17 protein-coding genes and 2 pseudogenes are annotated in these 18,741 nt (G+C 48.8%); 6 read left to right on the top strand and 13 right to left on the bottom strand.

Annotated features, from left to right (window positions below):
- The first annotated feature begins 229 nt into the window (after window positions 1-229).
- A pseudogene (mltF, locus tag DSM2777_RS07945) lies at window positions 230-1,726 on the top strand (membrane-bound lytic murein transglycosylase MltF).
- Here mltF and tadA read toward each other — a convergent pair.
- Window positions 1,723-2,235: a tRNA adenosine(34) deaminase TadA gene (gene tadA, locus DSM2777_RS07940; RefSeq protein WP_046458971.1), complete on the bottom strand. Its 513-nt coding sequence runs from the start codon at window positions 2,233-2,235 to the stop codon at window positions 1,723-1,725. The pseudogene mltF and the gene tadA sit on opposite strands and share 4 nt — an antisense overlap.
- A 242-nt stretch (window positions 2,236-2,477) precedes the next feature.
- Here tadA and pspE point away from each other — a divergent pair, with 242 nt between their 5' ends.
- Together pspE and yiaY are read left to right on the top strand one after the other, a co-directional pair.
- Window positions 2,478-2,798 carry a thiosulfate sulfurtransferase PspE gene (pspE, locus tag DSM2777_RS07935; protein WP_227719149.1) on the top strand — a complete coding sequence of 107 codons (321 nt, stop codon included), beginning with the start codon at window positions 2,478-2,480 and terminating at the stop codon, window positions 2,796-2,798.
- 292 nt (window positions 2,799-3,090) lie between these two features.
- A complete protein-coding gene (gene yiaY, locus DSM2777_RS07930; RefSeq protein ID WP_061553616.1) occupies window positions 3,091-4,242 on the top strand; it encodes an L-threonine dehydrogenase in 1,152 nt (383 codons plus the stop codon).
- 41 nt (window positions 4,243-4,283) lie between these two features.
- On the opposite strand, the gene yfhb is transcribed toward yiaY, so the two are convergent.
- On the bottom strand, window positions 4,284-4,934 hold the full coding sequence (gene yfhb / locus DSM2777_RS07925) for a phosphatidylglycerophosphatase C (RefSeq protein WP_061553615.1): 651 nt from the start codon (window positions 4,932-4,934) through the stop codon (window positions 4,284-4,286).
- A gap of 265 nt (window positions 4,935-5,199) precedes the next feature.
- Between yfhb and DSM2777_RS07920 the strand changes: the two genes are divergently transcribed.
- Window positions 5,200-5,460: a YfhL family 4Fe-4S dicluster ferredoxin gene (locus DSM2777_RS07920; RefSeq protein ID WP_061553614.1), complete on the top strand. Its 261-nt coding sequence runs from the start codon at window positions 5,200-5,202 to the stop codon at window positions 5,458-5,460.
- Window positions 5,461-5,499: 39 nt separating this feature from the next.
- On the opposite strand, the gene nlpE is transcribed toward DSM2777_RS07920, so the two are convergent.
- The 3 genes from nlpE to DSM2777_RS07905 form a co-directional block, all read right to left on the bottom strand.
- Window positions 5,500-6,180 (bottom strand): envelope stress response activation lipoprotein NlpE, encoded by a 681-nt coding sequence (nlpE, locus tag DSM2777_RS07915; protein WP_061553613.1) that lies wholly within the window; start codon window positions 6,178-6,180, stop codon window positions 5,500-5,502.
- Between the two features lie 62 nt (window positions 6,181-6,242).
- Window positions 6,243-6,659, bottom strand: a complete 417-nt coding sequence (gene arfB / locus DSM2777_RS07910; protein WP_046458966.1) for an alternative ribosome rescue aminoacyl-tRNA hydrolase ArfB — start codon at window positions 6,657-6,659, stop codon at window positions 6,243-6,245.
- A 1-nt stretch (window position 6,660) separates the two neighbouring features.
- Complete coding sequence (locus tag DSM2777_RS07905; protein ID WP_040047107.1) at window positions 6,661-7,209, bottom strand: YaeQ family protein; 549 nt, start codon at window positions 7,207-7,209, stop codon at window positions 6,661-6,663.
- A 226-nt stretch (window positions 7,210-7,435) separates the two neighbouring features.
- Here DSM2777_RS07905 and DSM2777_RS07900 point away from each other — a divergent pair, with 226 nt between their 5' ends.
- Window positions 7,436-7,636 carry a YaeP family protein gene (locus DSM2777_RS07900; RefSeq protein ID WP_008814496.1) on the top strand — a complete coding sequence of 67 codons (201 nt, stop codon included), beginning with the start codon at window positions 7,436-7,438 and terminating at the stop codon, window positions 7,634-7,636.
- Complete coding sequence (gene rof / locus DSM2777_RS07895) at window positions 7,623-7,883, top strand: Rho-binding antiterminator (protein ID WP_025800203.1); 261 nt, start codon at window positions 7,623-7,625, stop codon at window positions 7,881-7,883. The genes DSM2777_RS07900 and rof overlap by 14 nt, the downstream gene beginning before the upstream one ends.
- 79 nt (window positions 7,884-7,962) lie before the next feature.
- On the opposite strand, the gene DSM2777_RS07890 is transcribed toward rof, so the two are convergent.
- The 8 genes and pseudogenes from DSM2777_RS07890 to accA all read right to left on the bottom strand — a co-directional run bounded on the left by DSM2777_RS07890 (window position 7,963) and on the right by accA (window position 18,738).
- Window positions 7,963-8,280, bottom strand: coding sequence for a c-type cytochrome (locus DSM2777_RS07890; RefSeq protein ID WP_080950912.1), 318 nt, complete (start codon window positions 8,278-8,280; stop codon window positions 7,963-7,965).
- Window positions 8,281-8,473: 193 nt separating this feature from the next.
- Window positions 8,474-9,793, bottom strand: a complete 1,320-nt coding sequence (gene tilS / locus DSM2777_RS07885; protein ID WP_046458965.1) for a tRNA lysidine(34) synthetase TilS — start codon at window positions 9,791-9,793, stop codon at window positions 8,474-8,476.
- Window positions 9,794-9,871: 78 nt separating this feature from the next.
- Window positions 9,872-11,355: pseudogene (dtpD, locus tag DSM2777_RS07880) on the bottom strand (dipeptide permease DtpD).
- A 72-nt stretch (window positions 11,356-11,427) separates the two neighbouring features.
- On the bottom strand, window positions 11,428-13,569 hold the full coding sequence (locus DSM2777_RS07875; protein WP_061553612.1) for a lysine decarboxylase CadA: 2,142 nt from the start codon (window positions 13,567-13,569) through the stop codon (window positions 11,428-11,430).
- Window positions 13,570-13,718: 149 nt separating this feature from the next.
- Entirely contained in the window at window positions 13,719-15,041 is a 1,323-nt protein-coding gene (gene cadB / locus DSM2777_RS07870; RefSeq protein ID WP_046458963.1) for a cadaverine/lysine antiporter, read from the bottom strand.
- 425 nt (window positions 15,042-15,466) lie between these two features.
- The gene (gene cadC / locus DSM2777_RS07865) at window positions 15,467-17,074 is read right to left on the bottom strand and encodes a lysine decarboxylation/transport transcriptional activator CadC (RefSeq protein ID WP_061553611.1); all 1,608 of its coding nucleotides are present in this window, start codon (window positions 17,072-17,074) and stop codon (window positions 15,467-15,469) included.
- Window positions 17,075-17,181: 107 nt separating this feature from the next.
- The gene (locus DSM2777_RS07860; RefSeq protein ID WP_046458961.1) at window positions 17,182-17,598 is read right to left on the bottom strand and encodes a VOC family protein; all 417 of its coding nucleotides are present in this window, start codon (window positions 17,596-17,598) and stop codon (window positions 17,182-17,184) included.
- Between the two features lie 180 nt (window positions 17,599-17,778).
- A complete protein-coding gene (accA, locus tag DSM2777_RS07855) occupies window positions 17,779-18,738 on the bottom strand; it encodes an acetyl-CoA carboxylase carboxyl transferase subunit alpha (protein WP_025800211.1) in 960 nt (319 codons plus the stop codon).
- Window positions 18,739-18,741: the final 3 nt, after the last annotated feature.

Genomic DNA, 18,741 nt, shown 5'->3' with positions numbered 1-18,741 from the left:
CGAAACAGGGGGAAAGCGGAGGCCATTATAGAGAATCTCTGCGCCATACGAAACCGTTTGCGTAGCCTTTATTTCGTATTACCGATTTATCTGCCCGATCAACTTTATGTGCTTTTTGAGTTGCGCGCTGACGCTTTGTTGCGCAAAATGCCGCCTTCCTGTTGATTTAGCCATATACTATCCTGCGAACACAGCACCTCAATTCGATACACATTCATGAGATAACTATTTGAAACGTATAAAATATAATTATTATCTTATCGGTATCGTCTCTGCCCTGCTGGCGCTTGCGCTATGGCCGAATATTCCGTGGCGTAGCGGAAATGAGAGCCAGCTACAGCAGATTCTCGACCGCGGTGAGCTGCGTGTCAGCACCATTAATTCCCCCCCTCACCTATCAAACCGATGGGAAGAACATCAGCGGCCTTGATTATGAGCTAGCAAAACGCTTTGCAGATTATCTGGGCGTGAAGCTAAAAGTTCGCGTGCGCGGTACATTGCCTGAATTATTTGATGATTTGGACAGCGGTAAAAGCGATCTGGTTGCTGCAGGCCTGCTTTATAATACCGAACGCCTCAGCCGTTTTCGTACCGGCCCTTCTTATTATTCAGTATCACAGCAGTTGGTTTATCGTCAGGGTAAACCACGGCCAAAATCGCTCAAAGATTTGAGTGGCGTTCTAGCCGTGCAGTCAGGCTCTGCGCATGTCACCACGCTAAGCCAATACAAACAGACCAAATATCCCAACCTGACCTGGGAGTCGTCTACCGATTTGTCCTCAACCGATCTTATGCAACGCGTGGTAAAAGGCACTTTGGACTACACCATCGCCGACTCCGTGAGCGTGGCGCTTTTCCAGCGCATACACCCACAGTTAGCCGTTGCTTTTGATATCAGCGATGAAGAGCCGGTAATGTGGTATCTCAATCGCGACGATGATGACAGCCTGTATGCCGCCGTCTTGGATTATTTCAGCAATATCGTGGATGACGGGTCACTGGCTCGCTTAGAAGAAAAATATTTGGGCCATGTGGGTGGATTTGATTATGTCGATATCAAAACATTCTTAGCCGCAATTGATAATGTGCTGCCCGATCTGAGCGAGATCTTTAAAAATACGCTAAGAAAATCGATTGGAAACTGCTGGCGGCCATTGCCTATCAAGAATCACATTGGAACCCTCAGGCTACATCACCTACCGGCGTCCGAGGCTTGATGATGCTTACCCGCGCCACGGCAGATGGGTTAGGGGTAAAAGATCGTCTTGATCCCGAGCAAAGCATCGCGGGTGGCGCACTTTATCTTGAGCGCTTAATGGACAAGCTGCCAGATACCATCCCTGAGGATGAGAAAATCTGGTTTGCGTTAGCGGCTTACAACATGGGCTACGGACACATGTTAGACGTGCGCCAACTGACGCAAAAACAGGGTGGGAATCCGAATAGCTGGGTCGATGTGAAACAGCGTTTGCCAATGTTAAGCCAGAAGAAATATAACCAGAACCTGACCTACGGCTATGCTCGCGGGCATGAGGCTTATCAGTATGTGGAAAACATCCGCCGTTATCTGGTGAGCCTAGAAGGTTATTTGTTAGAAAAAGAGAAGCAAATTGCCGCCGAACAAACTCGCCAAGCATTATTAGGTCAAGGTTATCCGGCTGTGCCACCTGAACAGGCGCTGGAAGGACGAACAAGGCGCAGCCCACGCGGACTGCTTCCGTTCTAATCAGTAGAACCTGAGAGATTTTGACGCCGAGCCTCGCGCTCGGCTTTTTTCTGTTCGCGGCGCTGCTGGAAAAACTGACTCAGCATGTCCGAGCACTCGGTCGCCAACACGCCCGAAACGATCTCTATCTGATGATTCATACCCGGATGGCGCAGAATATCCAACAAGGAACCTGCCGCACCGGTTTTTAAATCACTCGCACCATAGACCAAACGTTTGATACGGCTGTGCACCATGGCTCCTGCGCACATGACACAAGGCTCAAGCGTCACATACAGCGTTGCGTTTAGCAGCCGATAGTTTTGTACAATTTGCCCGCCCTGTTGCAACGCCATGATTTCGGCATGTGCGGTCGGATCGTGACGGGTTATAGGACGGTTCCAGCCCTGTCCAATCACCTTATCATCCAGCACCAAAATCGCACCGACGGGCACTTCGCCCTGATCCCACGCTTTTTGCGCTAAGGCTAACGCCTGCTTCATCCAGTAAGCATCATTTAGTTCGCTCACGTGCTCACCTCCATTAATTCAGGGCGCGCATTATACCCTTCTTATCTGAAGTTGCATCTTGGACTTTAATCATAGCGGGCAATCCCTCAGTTTCTTTCTATTACTCCCTTGAGAGAACGTTTTCTCAATATAGTAGGGAGTACGCAAAGTTTTACGCACTCCGTTGGCGTACTATGCGTAGGGCGAAAGCCGTTATTTGATAATCACAAAGGAGATGTATCACGATGTTTGGTCAAACTCGAATGGTAAAAAAAGCACTGATGGCCAGTGCGCTGCTGATGGCCTCAACGTCACTGTGGGCCGCAGAGCATTGGATTGACGTGCGTACTCCGGATCAGTATCAAGAAACCCATGTGAAAGGCGCGGTGAATATTCCGTTAAAACAGCTGGATCAGCGTATTAGCGAGGTATCACAGGATAAGAACGACACCCTGCATCTTTATTGCAATACCGGCAATCAGTCAGGTAAAGCAGAGAAAATGCTGCAAAAAATGGGCTACAAAAATGCCGTTAACGAAGGCGGCTTGAAAGACGTTGAAAAAACGCAAACCTTGGTAAAATAATCACACCCTATCCCCTGATGCCAGATAACAACGTCTCAGGGGTTATCATTCACTCCCCCTTTTCTAAAGCATCGTTTACACCTGTGTAAAGATCGGTTAGCGGCGCTAACACATTTAATTACATCCGTGTGTCTATAGATGCCATACATCACACAAGTCACAAATATATAAATCATCAATATATTAATTTTGCTATTATTTTATTCCTGCCAAATTTTGAGGAAGATCAGATTTCATCTACCCCTTGGGTAGTATCGTGATTGTTAATTTTCTCACATTAAGGAATGACCCGATGACAACTTCAACCTTCTTTATCCCTTCAGTCAATATGATCGGCGCTGGCTGCTTAGCCGAAGCGGCAACCACCATGAAAGGCTATGGCTACAAGCATGCGCTGATTGTTACCGACAACGTATTGAACAAAATCGGTGTTGTCGCCAAAGTTCAGGCTTTGCTATCTGATATGAGTATTAAGAGCGCGGTGTATGATGGTACCCATCCAAACCCAACGACGATCAACGTCGCTGAAGGCTTAGAAATTCTGCGCCAGCATCAAAGTGACTGTGTTATTTCCCTTGGCGGTGGTTCTCCACACGATTGCGCAAAAGGCATTGCACTGGTCGCTGCCAACGGAGGTGACATCCGTGATTACGAAGGTGTTGATCAATCTGCTAAACCACAGTTACCGCTGATTTCTATCAATACCACTGCGGGTACAGCGTCTGAAATGACCCGTTTCTGCATCATTACCGACGTTGATCGCCACATCAAAATGGCCATCGTGGATAAACACGTCACGCCAATTCTGTCAGTGAACGATCCTGAGCTGATGGCCGGTATGCCTAAAGGCCTGACCGCAGCGACCGGTATGGATGCGCTGACCCATGCCGTAGAAGCCTACGTGTCTATCGCCGCTAACCCAATCACAGATGCCTGCGCGCTGAAAGCCGTCACCATGATCAGCCAATCGCTGCGTCATGCGGTGGAAAACGGCAACAACATGGAAGCGCGTGAAACCATGGCTTATGCACAGTTCTTGGCCGGTATGGCATTTAACAACGCATCACTGGGCTATGTGCACGCCATGGCGCACCAGTTGGGTGGTTTCTACGATTTGCCACACGGCGTGTGTAATGCGGTTCTGCTGCCACACGTGCAGATCTTTAACGCGAAAGTGTCTGCTGCTCGCCTGAAAGATATCGCCGCGGCGATGGGCGTTGATGTGAGCAAGATGAATGACCAGCAAGGTGCGGATGCGTGTATCGCAGAAATCCGTAAACTGGCAAAAGACGTCAACATTCCTGCCGGTTTGACCGAACTGAACGTGAAAGAAGAAGATCTGCCAACGCTGGCAACCAATGCCTTGAAAGATGCCTGTGGTTTCACTAACCCAATTCAGGCTACGCACGAAGAGATCGTCGCTATCTTTAAAGCCGCAATGTAATAACGCTATCAAGCCTCCTCTTTCAGGGGAGGCTTCTTTATTCACTCTAACTGCTGTAACTCTCCCGTAGGACTCACACGGAAGCGGTGCTCGCAAAACGACAATAGCGGGTTATCTTGCTGGCTATCACTATACCCACTGTAAAGTTTAAGCGGTTTACCCAGTTCCTTTTCTAACTGCACCACTTTTTCCTGCCCTAAACAGCGCAGCGTCAGCACCCAGCCACCATGGCGACGCACCATACGACTGCCGATCATGCGCACCTGATGAATAAAAGGTTGATCAGCATAGGCTTGCTCCACCAAGCGCTGCGGGGAACCGGTAATCAGCCACACTTCTGCCGTTTGGCTGCTTAAGTACTGCTTTAAACGCCCCATGACAACCGGGAAAGGCACCACGTCACGCTTAAATACCTGCACAAACTGGCGCTCAAGCACATTCAACCTCGATTCCCGATGACCAAACGTGATGGCCCAAAGCAGCAGGCTTATTGGCCAGCGCGTTGCTCTCCCTTGAACGATTAAACCGAAGGCAATCACCGGCAATAAAGGGATCACTAACAACAGGTTTTGTGGCATACGCCAAAGCATAAAGCGTAAAAAGCTGCCGAACATATCTTGCTGATGCAAAGTACCATCAAGGTCAAAGAAGACCACGCGCTGTGCTTTTGTCGCTGACTGACTGTCGGTCAAAATAGCTCCTTGGGAAAGCAAAATCCCATCCTGTCGTTTAAATCAGGTTAGTTCGTTAAAATTGAATCAATAGTGTTAACGGTACCCAGCATCCTACAAAGATACAACCACGTAGCTAAACTAACGCTAACGTGAGAGGGATAAGCTGAGTGAAAAAATTGGTGTATGGCACATCAGGGGGTATAATCGCGCGCCCACGCGAGTATTTATCCGCCCCACATTGAGTGGTTTATTTGAAACCGCCCTGCAACGTTATGAGAGAGTTATGGCCCTACTGATCACAAAAAAATGTATCAACTGTGATATGTGCGAGCCGGAGTGCCCGAACCACGCGATTTCCATGGGAATGGATATTTACGAGATTGATGCAGAGCGCTGCACCGAATGCGTAGGCCACTACGATGAACCGACCTGTATGAAGGTCTGCCCTATCGACAACACGATTATTCGCGACCCAGCTCATCTAGAAAGTAATGAACAGCTGTGGGATAAGTTCGTTGTACTGCATCACGCCGATAAAATTTAAACACTTCAGGGCCAAGCCCTGAAGTGCATTCGTTTAGACTCAGTTCGCACAGCTGCCTTTGGCATCAAAACGAGGCTGACCGTCAGGAACTAACGCTTTTTCCACCTGCCCTTCTTCCATCGAAGGCGTTACTGCAAAGTGACCTTGGATTTCTAAGAATACAGGCTGCCCCGGCTCAGGCTGCGCATGGCTATAGCCTTGCTCCAACGCAATATTATTGCTGACTGGGAACTGCTTGCCGGTCGCACAATCACGGAAAATCGCCGCGTCCGCCATGTAAACGTACATACCTTTAAACGTCATTGGCGTGACAGGTAAAGTCGCGTCTGTGGCCTTCAAGGTGTAATTCAATGTGGAATCGATGTCGTTACCGCTGGCATCCAACATCGTCAAGTTGTTGCCTTTCGGACGAAAATAGCGCTTGTTGCCATCGGTGCCGGTCAGCACTAACTTATCCGCGGTGCGCTGCCAGCTGCCATACTCCGCAAAGGTTTGATCGCCATCGCGTGAACCACGATAGATCTCTTTCAGTACAAAGGTGCCGTCTTTTTCCAAGAACAGCGACGTATCCATGCCCTCGCAGTCAGCACAAGGCAATACGCCCTGAAAACTTTGCGCCATCGGCTTGAGAGGTTGTTCTACATATTGGGAACGAGCGTTACACCCGAACAGTGCCATCGCACCCGCTGCCAAAAACAGCGAAATAGCCAATTTTTTCACAGTTATTCTCCTACTGTGGGTCCCTATCATTTTAATCTTCGGTGACACACCAAGCACAAACGCTAATCCGCACTCACCTTGCCACGTAAAGATTTCGTCACCCCGCGTCGGGTTTTGCTTTCTACCCGCTTACGTTTTGCATTTCGACTCGGCTTCGTTGGGCGGCGAACTTTCTCCACCACGCCTGCCGATTTAATTAATTCAGTCAATCTTGCCAGCGCCGCTTCGCGATTCATCTCCTGACTCCGATATTCCTGCGCCTTGATGATAATGACGCCGTCGGGGGTAATCAGATGATGACTCATCGCCAGTAAACGCTCTTGGTACAAAGTCGGTAAACTGGAACTGCGAATATCAAAGCGTAGGTGAATCGCCGTTGAAGACTTATTCACATTTTGGCCACCGTTCCCCTGCGCACGGATCGCGGTGATTTCAATTTCGTCATCGCTTACGGATACGGTGTTGGTTATCTGCAACATCTCAGACTCCCGCAGGCTTCCAGTGATCAAACTGGATCTCGACGTTGTTTTGCGCGTCAGATAGCCAGATTGCGCCTTCCTGTATGGTTGCCTGTAAGTCCATGGTGCGATTAGCAAACTTAGGCAGTAACGCCATAATTTCATCGCTAACAAAACGGATAGACAGAGCTTTAAGCCCGCTCAGTTTGGCCTGATTCTGCTGCCACCACACGCGGCCAGCGCGTTCACTATAAGCGTAGAGCACCACTTCCTGCGATAACGAACAGGCTTTTTTAAGACGTTTCTCATCGGGCAAGCCGAGTTCAATCCACAGATCGATACCGTTGTAATCATTACGCAGCCATAACTCTGGCTCATCGTCGGCGCACAATCCTTTGGTAAAAGTCAGGCGCTCGTTTGCATGGCAAATCCAGGCTAAAAGCCGCAGCATCATGCGTTGTTCAGTTTCTGATGGATGCTGTGCCAGCGTCAGGGAAGCGTCATGATAAAAATGACGATCCATATCTGCAATATTGACGTTAGCTTTGTAAATCGTTGCCTTTAATGCCATAAAATCCTCTCGTATAATTGTTAACAGTGTACCGTATCCCCCTTCTGGCAACTAGTCAGAGTGGGACTGTCACGTGTAAAGAACAGATTTATTACATCGCGCAGCAACTCAGCCTGCTTTCTAGTGAGGGCGGCTGTGCTATAGTCGATGAGATAAGCAGAGCTTATCCTCGTGCCGGTTTTTTCAGACTAACCGTCACAGGGATAAGCTTTAGAGGAGGATAAATTTGCAGCAATATTCTGAGTTAGTACGCCGTATGTACGCCCAGATCGGTAGTGGAGATTTGGGATATATACCTGATGCGTTAGGTTGTGTTTTAAAAGCTCTGGATGAGGTTGCAGCCAACGAAGCGCTGCCCTCTGCCGTTAGGGAACAGGCGGCCTATGCCGCCGCTAACTTATTGGTGAGTGATTATGTCGAAAATTGAAGAGTATCAGCCAATCAACTGTGACGATTACGACAATTTGGAACTCGCCTGCCAGCATCATCTGATACTGGCGCTAGAACTGCGCAACGGAGAGAAGTTGCAAGCCAAAGCCAACGATCTGATTTCACGTAAACACGTAGAATATCTGGTTATTGAGCAAGACGGCGAGCCACGGGAGTTACGTTTAGACCACATTGCCAGCTTCAGCCATCCTGAAATTGGCACCGTCAACGTAAGCATGTCTTAGCCCCTTTCGGCACACCTCTCCATCAAGATAGATTGACGAAACAGATAGACGAAGGGCGATGATTTCATCGCCCTTTTCATTATGGTTTCAGACTCGCGTAATAAGCGGCTAAATCGCTGATATCCTGCTCGGAAAGATTGCCAACATAGGCTTTCATCACTTCAGCTTGTCCACCTGAACGCCCGCCGCTTTTGTAATCCTTCAGCGCCTGCTCCAGATACATCGCGTTCTGTCCTGCTAAATTAGGATACATCGGCACCGTAACTTTGCCTTCCATCCCGTGGCAAGCCACACAGCTCATCGCTTTGCTCTTGCCCGCCGCCGCATCACCTGCCGCCAATGCAGGCAGAGAAACCACCGCCGTCAGCACTACCGCAGCCATTAATTTTTTCATCATTATTATCTTCCTCGACATTGCCATCACTGTAACCAATGCATCTGTAGCTTGAAGTATGACGGAGATTTATCCTCAACGTAATTGGAACCGTATCAAGGCAGCAAGCGAGCGCATCCCGATGAGCTTACATAAGTAAGTGATTCGGGTAAGCAAGTGCAGCTAACGCCGAGACGGTTTCAAGTACGAAGAGGATTTACATCCAGTCTTTGGTCCAGTGTATATTCCACACTGGCCGATCCGCCATCCCCTGCCCTTCCTGAGTAATGAAAACGCCGAGCGCTGCGATTAGCGTTTCACCATAGTAGAGCATAGGCGTTCGTTCACGTTCCCATGGTGGAATGTTATGTTCCTGCCAGATTTTTTTTATTGGGCGTGAATGACGGCGTCCGACGATGCGTAGTGTGCCATGAGCAACGAAGCGAATCGAGACGGCTTCATCCGATCTTGGGGCGCGCACGCATATTCCGCGCTCACCGAGCTGTAATTCACCGAGACCATCTGGCAGCGGCAAGGATTCTCGCGGATCCCATGCGATGACTTCTGTTTTGAGCGAACGCAGCGGAGGCAACAGGTAGAGATGCTGACGATAACGGCGAACCTGATTTTTACCGAGTTGAAGCTGTGGCTCTGCGTCTTCACGTGCGGTTGCGACTTCGTTCCAGAGGCGTTGCAGCTGTTCACGAGTCGGCATCATGACGCCAAAACAGGCGATCCAGCGGCGCAGTAGCGCATAGCGCTTGGCCTCAGACATTGGCAACAGGCCTTCGATATTCAGCGAGTCATCTTCGCTCATCAGAGACTGTAGCGAGTCTAACAAGAGCTCATCGAGCAACTGTTCCTGCTCGGCACATAGGCTGGCGCTGCGGGCAACGGCTTCAGGAAAGTGTGGCCAACGGTCGCGTAGATTTGGGATCACGCGCAGGCGAAGAAAGTTGCGATCGAAGCGATCGTCTTGATTACTGTCATCTTCGACCCATTTGAGATCGTAGCTGGCGGCATATTCTTCTAGCTGGGCACGGCTGATGTCGAGCAACGGACGTATCTGTTCGGTGCTGAAAAACGGCATATGGCTGGCCATGGCGGAAAGTCCGGTCGGGCCACTGCCGCGTTTAAGCGCCAACAAAAAGGTTTCACACTGATCGTCAAGATGCTGCGCGGTCAGCAGGGTTTCGTGATTACCGATAAGTCCGGCTATCGCATGGTAGCGGGCATCACGCGCGGCGGCTTCAACCCCGCTGCGCTGGGCATCCACTTTAACCCGTAGAACATGTAGCGGCACCTGCCATTGCTGGCAAACTGACTTGCAGTGGTCGACCCATAAATCAGCATAACGGCTGAGCCCATGGTGTACATGAGCAGCCCGTAGCTGGAGATGAGGAAAATTCTGCATGCGCAACTGAACAAGCGCATGCAGTAAAACGGTGGAATCAAGCCCACCGCTGAAAGCAACCATCAGATGCGAACGCCCCTGAAGTTTGCTGGCAATTCGCATCTGGATTTCTGAGCTATTCATGACACTTTACGGCGCGGTCACCGCCCTGAACGATTGAATATCAGAACGTTAACCATCCGCTCTGTTGGAAGCAAGTCCTTATTCGCACGACTCGGCGGCAACTGCGTTGCGGCGCACCATAAACATATGACACAGCCAAATCACCGCAACCAGTCCAACGCAGCCAAGCGCGCCCCATGCGATATCGCTAAACACGCTGACATACGCCATGACGGAGTGTGCCGTCGCTTCGCCACCTTGTTCAAATGAAACTTCGGCGGTTTGATTAGCGATAATACCCGCAAGATAGTTGGCTATCGATCCAGTCGCCAACATGTAGATCCCGGTAAGGACGCCCGTCACTCCCGGAATTTTCAGCCGAGTAATCTGTGCCATCGCCACTGGATCGATAAAGAGTTCTGCGCATCCCATCACCGCTAGACCTAAAACGGTTAATGCCATTGAGCCTTGGCCATGAACCGCCGCCCAGCGAGCGTTGAAGGTAAGAATGCCGAAGCCCGCGCTGATCAGCGCCAGCCCAAGAGCAAACTTACCCCAAATGCGCAATATACGATTGCCGTTGCTGTTTTCGCGAACCAGCCAAGCCAGAACCACGCCGCTCAGCATAACGGCAAAACCGTTAACCGATTGGAACACCGCCGTAGGAATGGTGAAAGAGAACCATTGGCGATTCACAAAGCGGTCGATGAACAAGCTGATTGAGCTACCGCCCTGTTGGGCAAACGCCCAGAACAGCGTGCCGAGCAGCATCAAAATCACAATTTGCAGCAGGCCTTTACGCTGATCCGGCTCTGCTCGACGATAAATGCTCACCATAATAATAATGGCCGCGGCGCACACCAGCGCCAGCGCGTAGCTTGACCAGTCACGCCAGAAAAGAACCGCGACGAAGAGCGGAGAAAGAACCACCGCCGCCAGCAACCATCCCCAATTAGGAATGCGCAGCGTTTTATTTTCATACCCTGATGGTTCACACCAACGGTATGGCGGAAATGTTTGTGTCCGCATAAGAAGATAATCAAACCGGCAAACATGCCGATCCCGGCTAATGCGAAGCCGACGTGCCAGCCATACTGCTCGGCAGCCAGGCCGCAGGCAATGGGGGCAACGATCGAACCAATGTTTCCAGCGGCATACAGCAAGGAGAAACCGCCGTCACGGCGCGGATCTTCAGGAGCATAGAGCTCGCCCAGCAGGCAGCTGATATTGGATTTGAACAGCCCGTAACCACACACGATGATGGCTAAGGCTAAATAGAGAGATGAAGGTGAAACTGCACTGACGCCGAGAACCACATGGCCTAACGTCATCAGGATAGCTCCGGCTATCACCGCCATTCGATTGCCCAGCAGTTTATCTGCAAGGATCCCACCGATAATTGGGGTGGCGTAAACCAATGAAGCGTAAGCACTATAGAGACTGAAAGCGTGGGTGTCGTTATACCCAAGCTGATGGGTGAGATAAAGGATCAATAACGCACGCATGCCGTAAAAGCTGAAATATTCCCAGATTTGCAATGCTACGACATAGTAGATAGCGCGCGGTTGTGAGGGTGTTTTCATGTCATCTCCCATTTAGGGGGGTTGCATAATAAAAGGGGGCGTCCTTTAGCAGGACGCCCCTCAGTCAGTCAATTACTTCTGGTCTTTGATAACTTTAACAGTGTAGCGACCGTCAGCCTGACGATATGCACCGTGGATATCAGTTTCAAAGCCTGGGTAATGTGCACCGATTTCGCACAGCATCTGCAAGAATTCCAGAACTGGGCGGCTTTCTTCGGTCAGCATTTCACCTGGCATTACCAAAGGAACTCCTGGAGGATACGGCAGGATCATGTTGGCATTAACTTTGCCGATCATCTCTTCCAGATAGACTTCTTCAGTCTGGCCACGCAGTTCTTTTTGGAACGCTGCATGTGGGTTCATTACCATGGTTGGCAACACTTCAAATGCACGGTACATCAGGTCCGGCAGGTTGTGGTGTTGGATCAGCGCATGGATGCCCTGTGCCAAGTCCTGAATACGCATGTTTTCATAGAACTCTGGATCTTCACGATACAGTGAAGGCAGCATGTTCTTAACGCGCAGGTTCAAGTCGTATGAACGTTTGAACTCAGTCAGCGCACGCAGCAGGCTCAGTGCTTTAGTTTTGTCGATACCGATGCTGAACAGGAACAACAAGTTGTATGGACCCGTTTTCTCAACGATGATGCCGTGTTCGTCTAAGTATTTAGAAACGATAGACGCTGGGATACCGGTATTAGCCATTGAGCCATCTTTCTGCATCCCTGGGGTCAACAGAGTGACTTTGATTGGGTCCAGATACATGTGGTCGTTGTCGATATCTTTAAAGCCATGCCAGCTGTCTTTGGAATCCAAAGGCCAGCATTTCGCTTCGTCGATACCTTCTGGCTGCCATACGTCGAAGAACCAGCCTTCAGACTCGGAGTTCAGACGTTTGATTTCTTTACGGAAACGAATCGCACGTTCGATAGAACCGTTGATCAGACGTTTACCGGCATTACCTTTCATCATTGCAGCAGCGGTTTCGGTAGAAGCCACGATGCCGTAGTGAGGAGAAGTAGAGGTGTGCATCATGTAGGCTTCGTTGAAGGTTTCTTCGTTGATGTCACCTTTAACGTGAATCATTGAAGCCTGAGAGAATGCTGCCAGCAGTTTGTGAGTAGACTGAGTTTCATAAATAACTTTGCCTTCTACACGGCCACCGCTCATACCACACAGACCTTTGTAGATAGGGCTGAAGTTGGTGTAAGGAACCCATGCAGAGTCAAAGTGGATGGATTTAACGTCCAGCGCTTCTTTGATGTAATCAGTGTTATACAGCAGACCGTCGTAGGTAGAGTTGGTCACTACGGCGTGAACTGGCCAGGTTGCATTTGGAGTCTGTGCAACGCGTTCAGCGATGGTGTCGTGCTGGAATTCACTCTTAGGAATACCACCCAAGATACCGTAAGCGTTACGGGTTGGACGGAAGTAGATAGGAGTGATATCGCTCATCATCATCAAGTGAGTCAGAGACTTATGGCAGTTACGGTCAATCAGAACGGTGCTGCCAGCAGGTGCGGAGTACATACCAACGATTTTGTTCGCGGTAGAAGTACCGTTAGTCACCATGTAGCTGCGTTCTGCGTTGAAAGTACGCGCAATGTATTCTTCAGCTTCTTTGTGTGGACCTGAGTGGTCAAGCAGAGAACCCAGTTCACCCACAGAGATGGAGATATCAGATTTCATCGCGTTAGCGCCGAAGAAATCATAGAAGATGCTGCCCACTGGGGATTTCTGGAACGCAGTACCGCCCATGTGACCCGGAGTACAGAAGGTGTATTTACCTTCTTTAACGTAGTTGAACAGTGCTTTGGTCAACGGAGGCAGAATTTCGTCGATGTATGCGTCAGTGCTCTGACGGATTTTCTGTGCGATATCCTGAGCAGCGCCCAGTGCGTATTCGAAGAACTCAACGTTCAAACGCAGATCGTTCAAGCTAACATCCAGAGTAGAGTGGGTGTTGGCGAACGCATAAACAGGCAGATGTTCGTTCATCGCGCTGATTTCTTCGCACAGGTCGAGATTGTAAGTATCCCAGTCGAAGATAACGCCGCACAGACGTGCGTTGTTGTCGATGAGTTTCAGCAGGTCTTCACGGTCGTTTGGATAAACAATCTGAAAATCGAGTGCTTCCAGTGCCTTGTGCAGTTCACGGATAGGCTCTTCTTTGAAGTAGACGCCCATGTGATTCAAGATGGCAATAATATTCATACTCTAATTCTCCAGGCAAAAAGCTGGCCCCTCTCTACTTTTCAGTAGAAGTACTTCAAACAGAGAGAGGCTGGATAAATTAATTGTCTTGCTGTGTGTAATCGCGAGGATTACTAAATTCGTTGTGTACGTGGCCTTAGCCAAGTCACTTATGCGTTGCTGTCTGCGCTAGCTTGTGGTTTGCGAGAGTTCATTTTACGTGCATAGAACATCAGGATAACCAGGCTCACGATGAAGGTACCGGACAGTTCGAATGAACCCGCACCCATCAGAGCGATAAAGCAGAAGCAACAACCCAGAACCGATGCAACCAGGCTCAGCAGGTTTTTCACGTTGGCGCCTTCGAAACGAATCAGGTCAACGCAAGAGTAGAAGTAAGGCAGCATAGTCAGCAGAACCGCGATACCAGTCAGTTCACCGAACAGGTCAGACGCTTTACCGCCGCTAGCGCTCATTACAGTAATCAGAACCATCAGTACGGTCATTTTCACTGCGGCTAACAACAGGCCTTTCTTAGGAATGCCGTTTTTGTCCAGCTCGCCGTATACTTTAGGGAAGTTACCGTCTTTAGCAGCACGCACACCGGCTTGACCCACCAGCATCATCCAAGAACCTAAAGAGGTTAAACATGCGAATGCGGTGAAAGCAGACACTACTGGAGCAGCCCAGCCGCCAACCATAGTTGAAGCACTCATTGCGAACGGTGCACCAGAAGCCGCCATTTGGCTTGCTGGGTAAATACCCGCGATAACTTGAGTTGCTGCGATATAAACGATACCTGCCAGAGCAGTACCCAACATGGTAGCCAGTGGAACGGTACGAGATGGGTTTTTCACCATACCAGTACTTACCGCTGCGGATTCAACACCCACGAACGCCCACAGGCACAGCAGGATACTTTTGATAACCGCGTGGCTATCGGTACCGCCAGAAGTGTTCCAGTTAGCGTGATAAGTAGCAGGGTCAAACCAAGCCCAACCCGCGATAGCAGTACCGATTACTGGGATTAACACCAGAACCAGACCAATCGTGGTTAAACGGCTTACCCAAGTACCACCCAGCATATTCACGAAAGTGAAGACCCATACGATGGCGATACATGCTGCGCCAGCTGCAATTGGGCTATTCAATACTGGGAAGAAAGTAGATAGATAAGAAACTGCGGTAATACCGATTGCTAAATTACCAATCCAGTTTGCATGGTAATAAAGAACACCGGTTTGGAAACCGAATGCCGGACCAATTTCACCAGCATAAGCAATTGGGCCACCTTCTTGAGGATTCTTAGTAGCCAAACGTGCATATACATACGCTAGAGACATTGCACCGATTAATGAAATGATCCAACCAAATATTGCGATGGAACCGAGACTCGCCAGGTTCGCAGGTAATAGTGCAATACCGCTCCCCATCATATTACCAGCTACTACGCCGGTGCAGGCAATTAGCCCGATTTTCTTGCTTGATGACATGGTCAGTTGCTCCTGATTAATTTTCAGAAAAGTCGTATTCACTCATTACCGCAGTTAGGTGTTCGACTTGATGGGATGCATGTTACTGACCAGCAAAATAAAAGTCCTAAAGGTAAAGTTAAATTATCAGCGTGTCCCAAGAAATGACATCTTGACCTTTTTATCTAGATAATAAAAAAACATCAAGAAATGTAAAATTACACCAATAAAAACAGCATGTTGACATAAAAATTACCGATAATTTTTTAAGGTAAAAAAGGTTTAATGAAACAAAATTAACACATACCGAGACACAAAAAAACAACACAATTAATGCATATATTTTTCATTGTCAGTAAAGAATCCGAGGGAGGTTTATAATTCTTTAGGGGTAAAAAAAGCCTGCTCCTTTATAAGGGAACAGGCTGGATTAAATATCATACAAATTAATTGTTATCGGAGAAGTCGTAATTCGCTAAGTAAGGTGCAACGCGGATAACATTGGTTTGGAAGACGCCATTTTTTATCCAATCCAAGGTATTATTTCCTGGGCGTAAATTGAAAGCGGTAATATAAGCATCCGCAGCAAGGTTATTTTGCCCTTTCAATTCGTAGACTTTGCCAAGTAAGACATAGTTTAACCAAGACATCTCTAAATCTATGCCTTTATTAATCACCTTAAAGGCTTCATCGACTTTACCCTGACTTAAATAATCAACCGCATATATCTGCTGAATAATTGCGCTATTTTGCAATATTGGAATCGCCTCAACGTCAGTAATCTCTTTACGCAGAGCAGCGAGATCTGAGGCATTAAACGGCTGGTATGAATTCAGCAATATATCTACCAGTGCTTTTTCTGCACGCGCATAGACAAAGTCTGGCGACTGTTTTGTAATTTGGGCAAGTAAGGTACTGGCCTGATTCAATGAATCGCTATCGCCCTGAATCAAAAGCTGGTGAGCCTGATAATAGAGCTGCAATACCTGACTATGCTGCGGCACCAGCGTTTCAATTCTCTGCACCATGCTTGCAGGCTGAACCACTTTTAACGTTTGGAACATGCTATCGATGAAGTCTTTCTGCACCGTCAGTAAATTATCCGTCGTAATAAAGTAGCGTTTCTCCAGCATCACTGAGCTATCAGCGTTATCGATCAGACGCACGGACAAGAAACACTGCTGGGCGCGATAGTGCCTCTGATTCACAAACTCAATAAACATCGACTTGCCTGAACTGCTCGGCCCGCCGTAGTTATAGTTAGTTTGATCGTGCACTAAAAACGTTGAATGGGTATTCAGGCCTTGCGCCAGCATTTCACTCAGACCGACGACGCAGGAAAGCTGATTCGTCCAGTTAGTACAGCTATTCCCGCCCTGAATACGGATATCAATATCACGCGGATTCAGCAGCATGGGCGCTGGTGCAACAGGCACTCGCTGATTAAAAACGGCTAGGCCAATCAACGAGATGCACAACACCAGTGAGGATAAAAATGCAACCCAGACCCAAAAACGTGAGCGCCACAGCTTAGACGAGCGTTTTTTATCACCCGTATCTTTCGGAGCAACGTCTGGGCTGGCCGTTTGGGCATGACTAAGCGATGATTGCTCAGGATGAACATTAGGTGTAGTGACAGTATTTGAGATCGCGCTGCCATCTTCCGGTTCATGCTCAATCACGACTTTCACCGGCGTTTGAGGCGGCAGGGTAAAATCAGCCCCGCCCTCTTCGCACCAGATAACCGGTTCAACCAATTTGTAGCCGCGTTTAGGCACCGTCACAATGTATTCAGGCGCGTCAGGTCGCCCGTCTTTTAAATATTTCCTCAGCTCGGAGATACACTGAGTCACCACATGATTGGTGACAATGTTACGTTTCCATACGTTATCAATTAGTTCATCCCTGCTTAGTACCGTATCGGGATGGTGAGCAAAATAGCTCAACATATCGATGAGGCGAGGCTCTAGCACTAATAAACGACCATCACGGGTGATCTTATTATCAGCGGCTAAAACCAACCATTCGCCAACGCGGAAAGTTTGCTCTTGCATGGTGTGCTAAGGCTCAGAGGGAAATGGAAAGAAGCGCGCAATAGTAGCACAGCGGGACTTGTTACACAGTAAACCGCAGCACCCTATGCACTTTTGGTATTATATTTTCAGCAATTGGTACTATTTTTCAAGTCATCACCCATTTGATAGAGCTCAAGCGGCAGCCCATCAGGATCCGAGAAAAATGTAAATCGACGTTCAGTATAGGGGTCAATGCGTACCTCTTCACAACGCACCGCATGATTTTCCAGATGTTTTACCGCACTATCAATATCATCTACGCTGAATGCCAGATGACGTAAACCGCAGGCTTCAGGCCGAGACACTCGGGCAGGAGGCTTTGGAAATGAAAACAGCTCAATCGTATAGTCACCGTTCAGTGCTAAATCCCCTTTCCAAGAATCACGCTCTGCGCGATATACCTCGCTCAGTAGCGTAAAACCTAAAACATCACAGTAGAAAGACTTACTGCGCTGATAATCTGACGCAATAATTGCGATGTGGTGGATTTTATTGAGTTTCACACAGCCTCCAAATGCAAACGATTCTCGGGGAAATTACCCCTTAACAAGGCAGAAAGCAATTTTACGCTGACAAAAATCGGTTCATAAAGTGTAAGCCAAACAAAAGAAACTGAACGAACGATAAAAACAACAAAGCCCGGCATAACCGGGCTTTAAAATGAAGGTCGCTCGTGATGGAGATCAGCAGTAACCGTAGTTCATCAGGCGCTGGTAGCGGCGATTCAACAGTTCTTCTGTTTCTAACACATCCAGATCGCCCAAATCCGCTAACAGCTGCGCTTTCAGAGAGGCTGCAATCGCAGGAACATCGCGATGTGCACCGCCCAAAGGTTCAGGGATAACGGAGTCAATCAGCTTCAGTTCTTTCAGACGCGGAGCAGTAATGCCCATCGCATCGGCGGCCAATGGTGCTTTATCGGCGCTCTTCCACAGAATTGAGGCACAACCTTCCGGAGAAATAACGGAGTAGGTGCTGTACTGCAGCATGTTAACTTTATCGCCAACGCCGATAGCCAACGCACCACCAGAACCACCTTCACCAATGACGGTGCAGATAACTGGCACGGTCAAACCTGACATTTCACGCAGGTTACGAGCGATAGCTTCGGACTGACCACGCTCTTCAGCGCCAACGCCTGGATATGCCCCAGGGGTGTCGATGAAGGTAATGATTGGCAGTTTAAAGCGCTCGGCCATTTCCATCAGGCGCAAAGCCTTACGGTATCCTTCCGGCGCGGGCATACCAAAGTTGCGACGGATTTTCTCTTTGGTTTCACGTCCTTTCTGATGACCAATAATCATCACCGCGCGACCATTCAAACGAGCCATACCGCCGACAATCGCTTTATCATCAGCATAGGCACGATCGCCCGCCAACTCATCGAAGTCAGTAAAGATATGCTCGATATAATCCAGCGTATAAGGACGGCGCGGATGGCGCGCTAATTGCGCAACCTGCCATGCACCCAGATCAGAAAATATCTTACGCGTCAGTTCAACGCTCTTATCACGCAGGCGCTGTACTTCTTCGTCGATATTAATATCTAATTTTTCGTCTTGACGGCTGACTGAAGTTAGCGAGTCAATTTTCGCTTCAAGTTCTGCAATCGGCTGTTCAAAATCCAGAAAATTCAGACTCATAGT

Source organism: Obesumbacterium proteus (assembly GCF_001586165.1).
GTDB classification, from domain to species: domain Bacteria; phylum Pseudomonadota; class Gammaproteobacteria; order Enterobacterales; family Enterobacteriaceae; genus Hafnia; species Hafnia protea.
This window is presented reverse-complemented; position numbering and strand designations above follow the sequence as displayed.

What these genes read in the sequence shown, in the direction of transcription:
- pspE (WP_227719149.1), top strand. Translation starts at nt 2,478, where the DNA reads ATGGTAAAAAAAGCACTGATGGCCAGTGCGCTGCTGATGGCCTCAACG.
- yiaY (WP_061553616.1), top strand. Translation starts at nt 3,091, where the DNA reads ATGACAACTTCAACCTTCTTTATCCCTTCAGTCAATATGATCGGCGCT.
- DSM2777_RS07920 (WP_061553614.1), top strand. Translation starts at nt 5,200, where the DNA reads ATGGCCCTACTGATCACAAAAAAATGTATCAACTGTGATATGTGCGAG.
- arfB (WP_046458966.1), bottom strand. Translation starts at nt 6,659, where the DNA reads ATGTTGCAGATAACCAACACCGTATCCGTAAGCGATGACGAAATTGAA.
- DSM2777_RS07905 (WP_040047107.1), bottom strand. Translation starts at nt 7,209, where the DNA reads ATGGCATTAAAGGCAACGATTTACAAAGCTAACGTCAATATTGCAGAT.
- rof (WP_025800203.1), top strand. Translation starts at nt 7,623, where the DNA reads ATGTCGAAAATTGAAGAGTATCAGCCAATCAACTGTGACGATTACGAC.
- DSM2777_RS07890 (WP_080950912.1), bottom strand. Translation starts at nt 8,280, where the DNA reads ATGATGAAAAAATTAATGGCTGCGGTAGTGCTGACGGCGGTGGTTTCT.
- tilS (WP_046458965.1), bottom strand. Translation starts at nt 9,793, where the DNA reads ATGAATAGCTCAGAAATCCAGATGCGAATTGCCAGCAAACTTCAGGGG.
- DSM2777_RS07875 (WP_061553612.1), bottom strand. Translation starts at nt 13,569, where the DNA reads ATGAATATTATTGCCATCTTGAATCACATGGGCGTCTACTTCAAAGAA.
- cadB (WP_046458963.1), bottom strand. Translation starts at nt 15,041, where the DNA reads ATGTCATCAAGCAAGAAAATCGGGCTAATTGCCTGCACCGGCGTAGTA.
- cadC (WP_061553611.1), bottom strand. Translation starts at nt 17,074, where the DNA reads ATGCAAGAGCAAACTTTCCGCGTTGGCGAATGGTTGGTTTTAGCCGCT.
- accA (WP_025800211.1), bottom strand. Translation starts at nt 18,738, where the DNA reads ATGAGTCTGAATTTTCTGGATTTTGAACAGCCGATTGCAGAACTTGAA.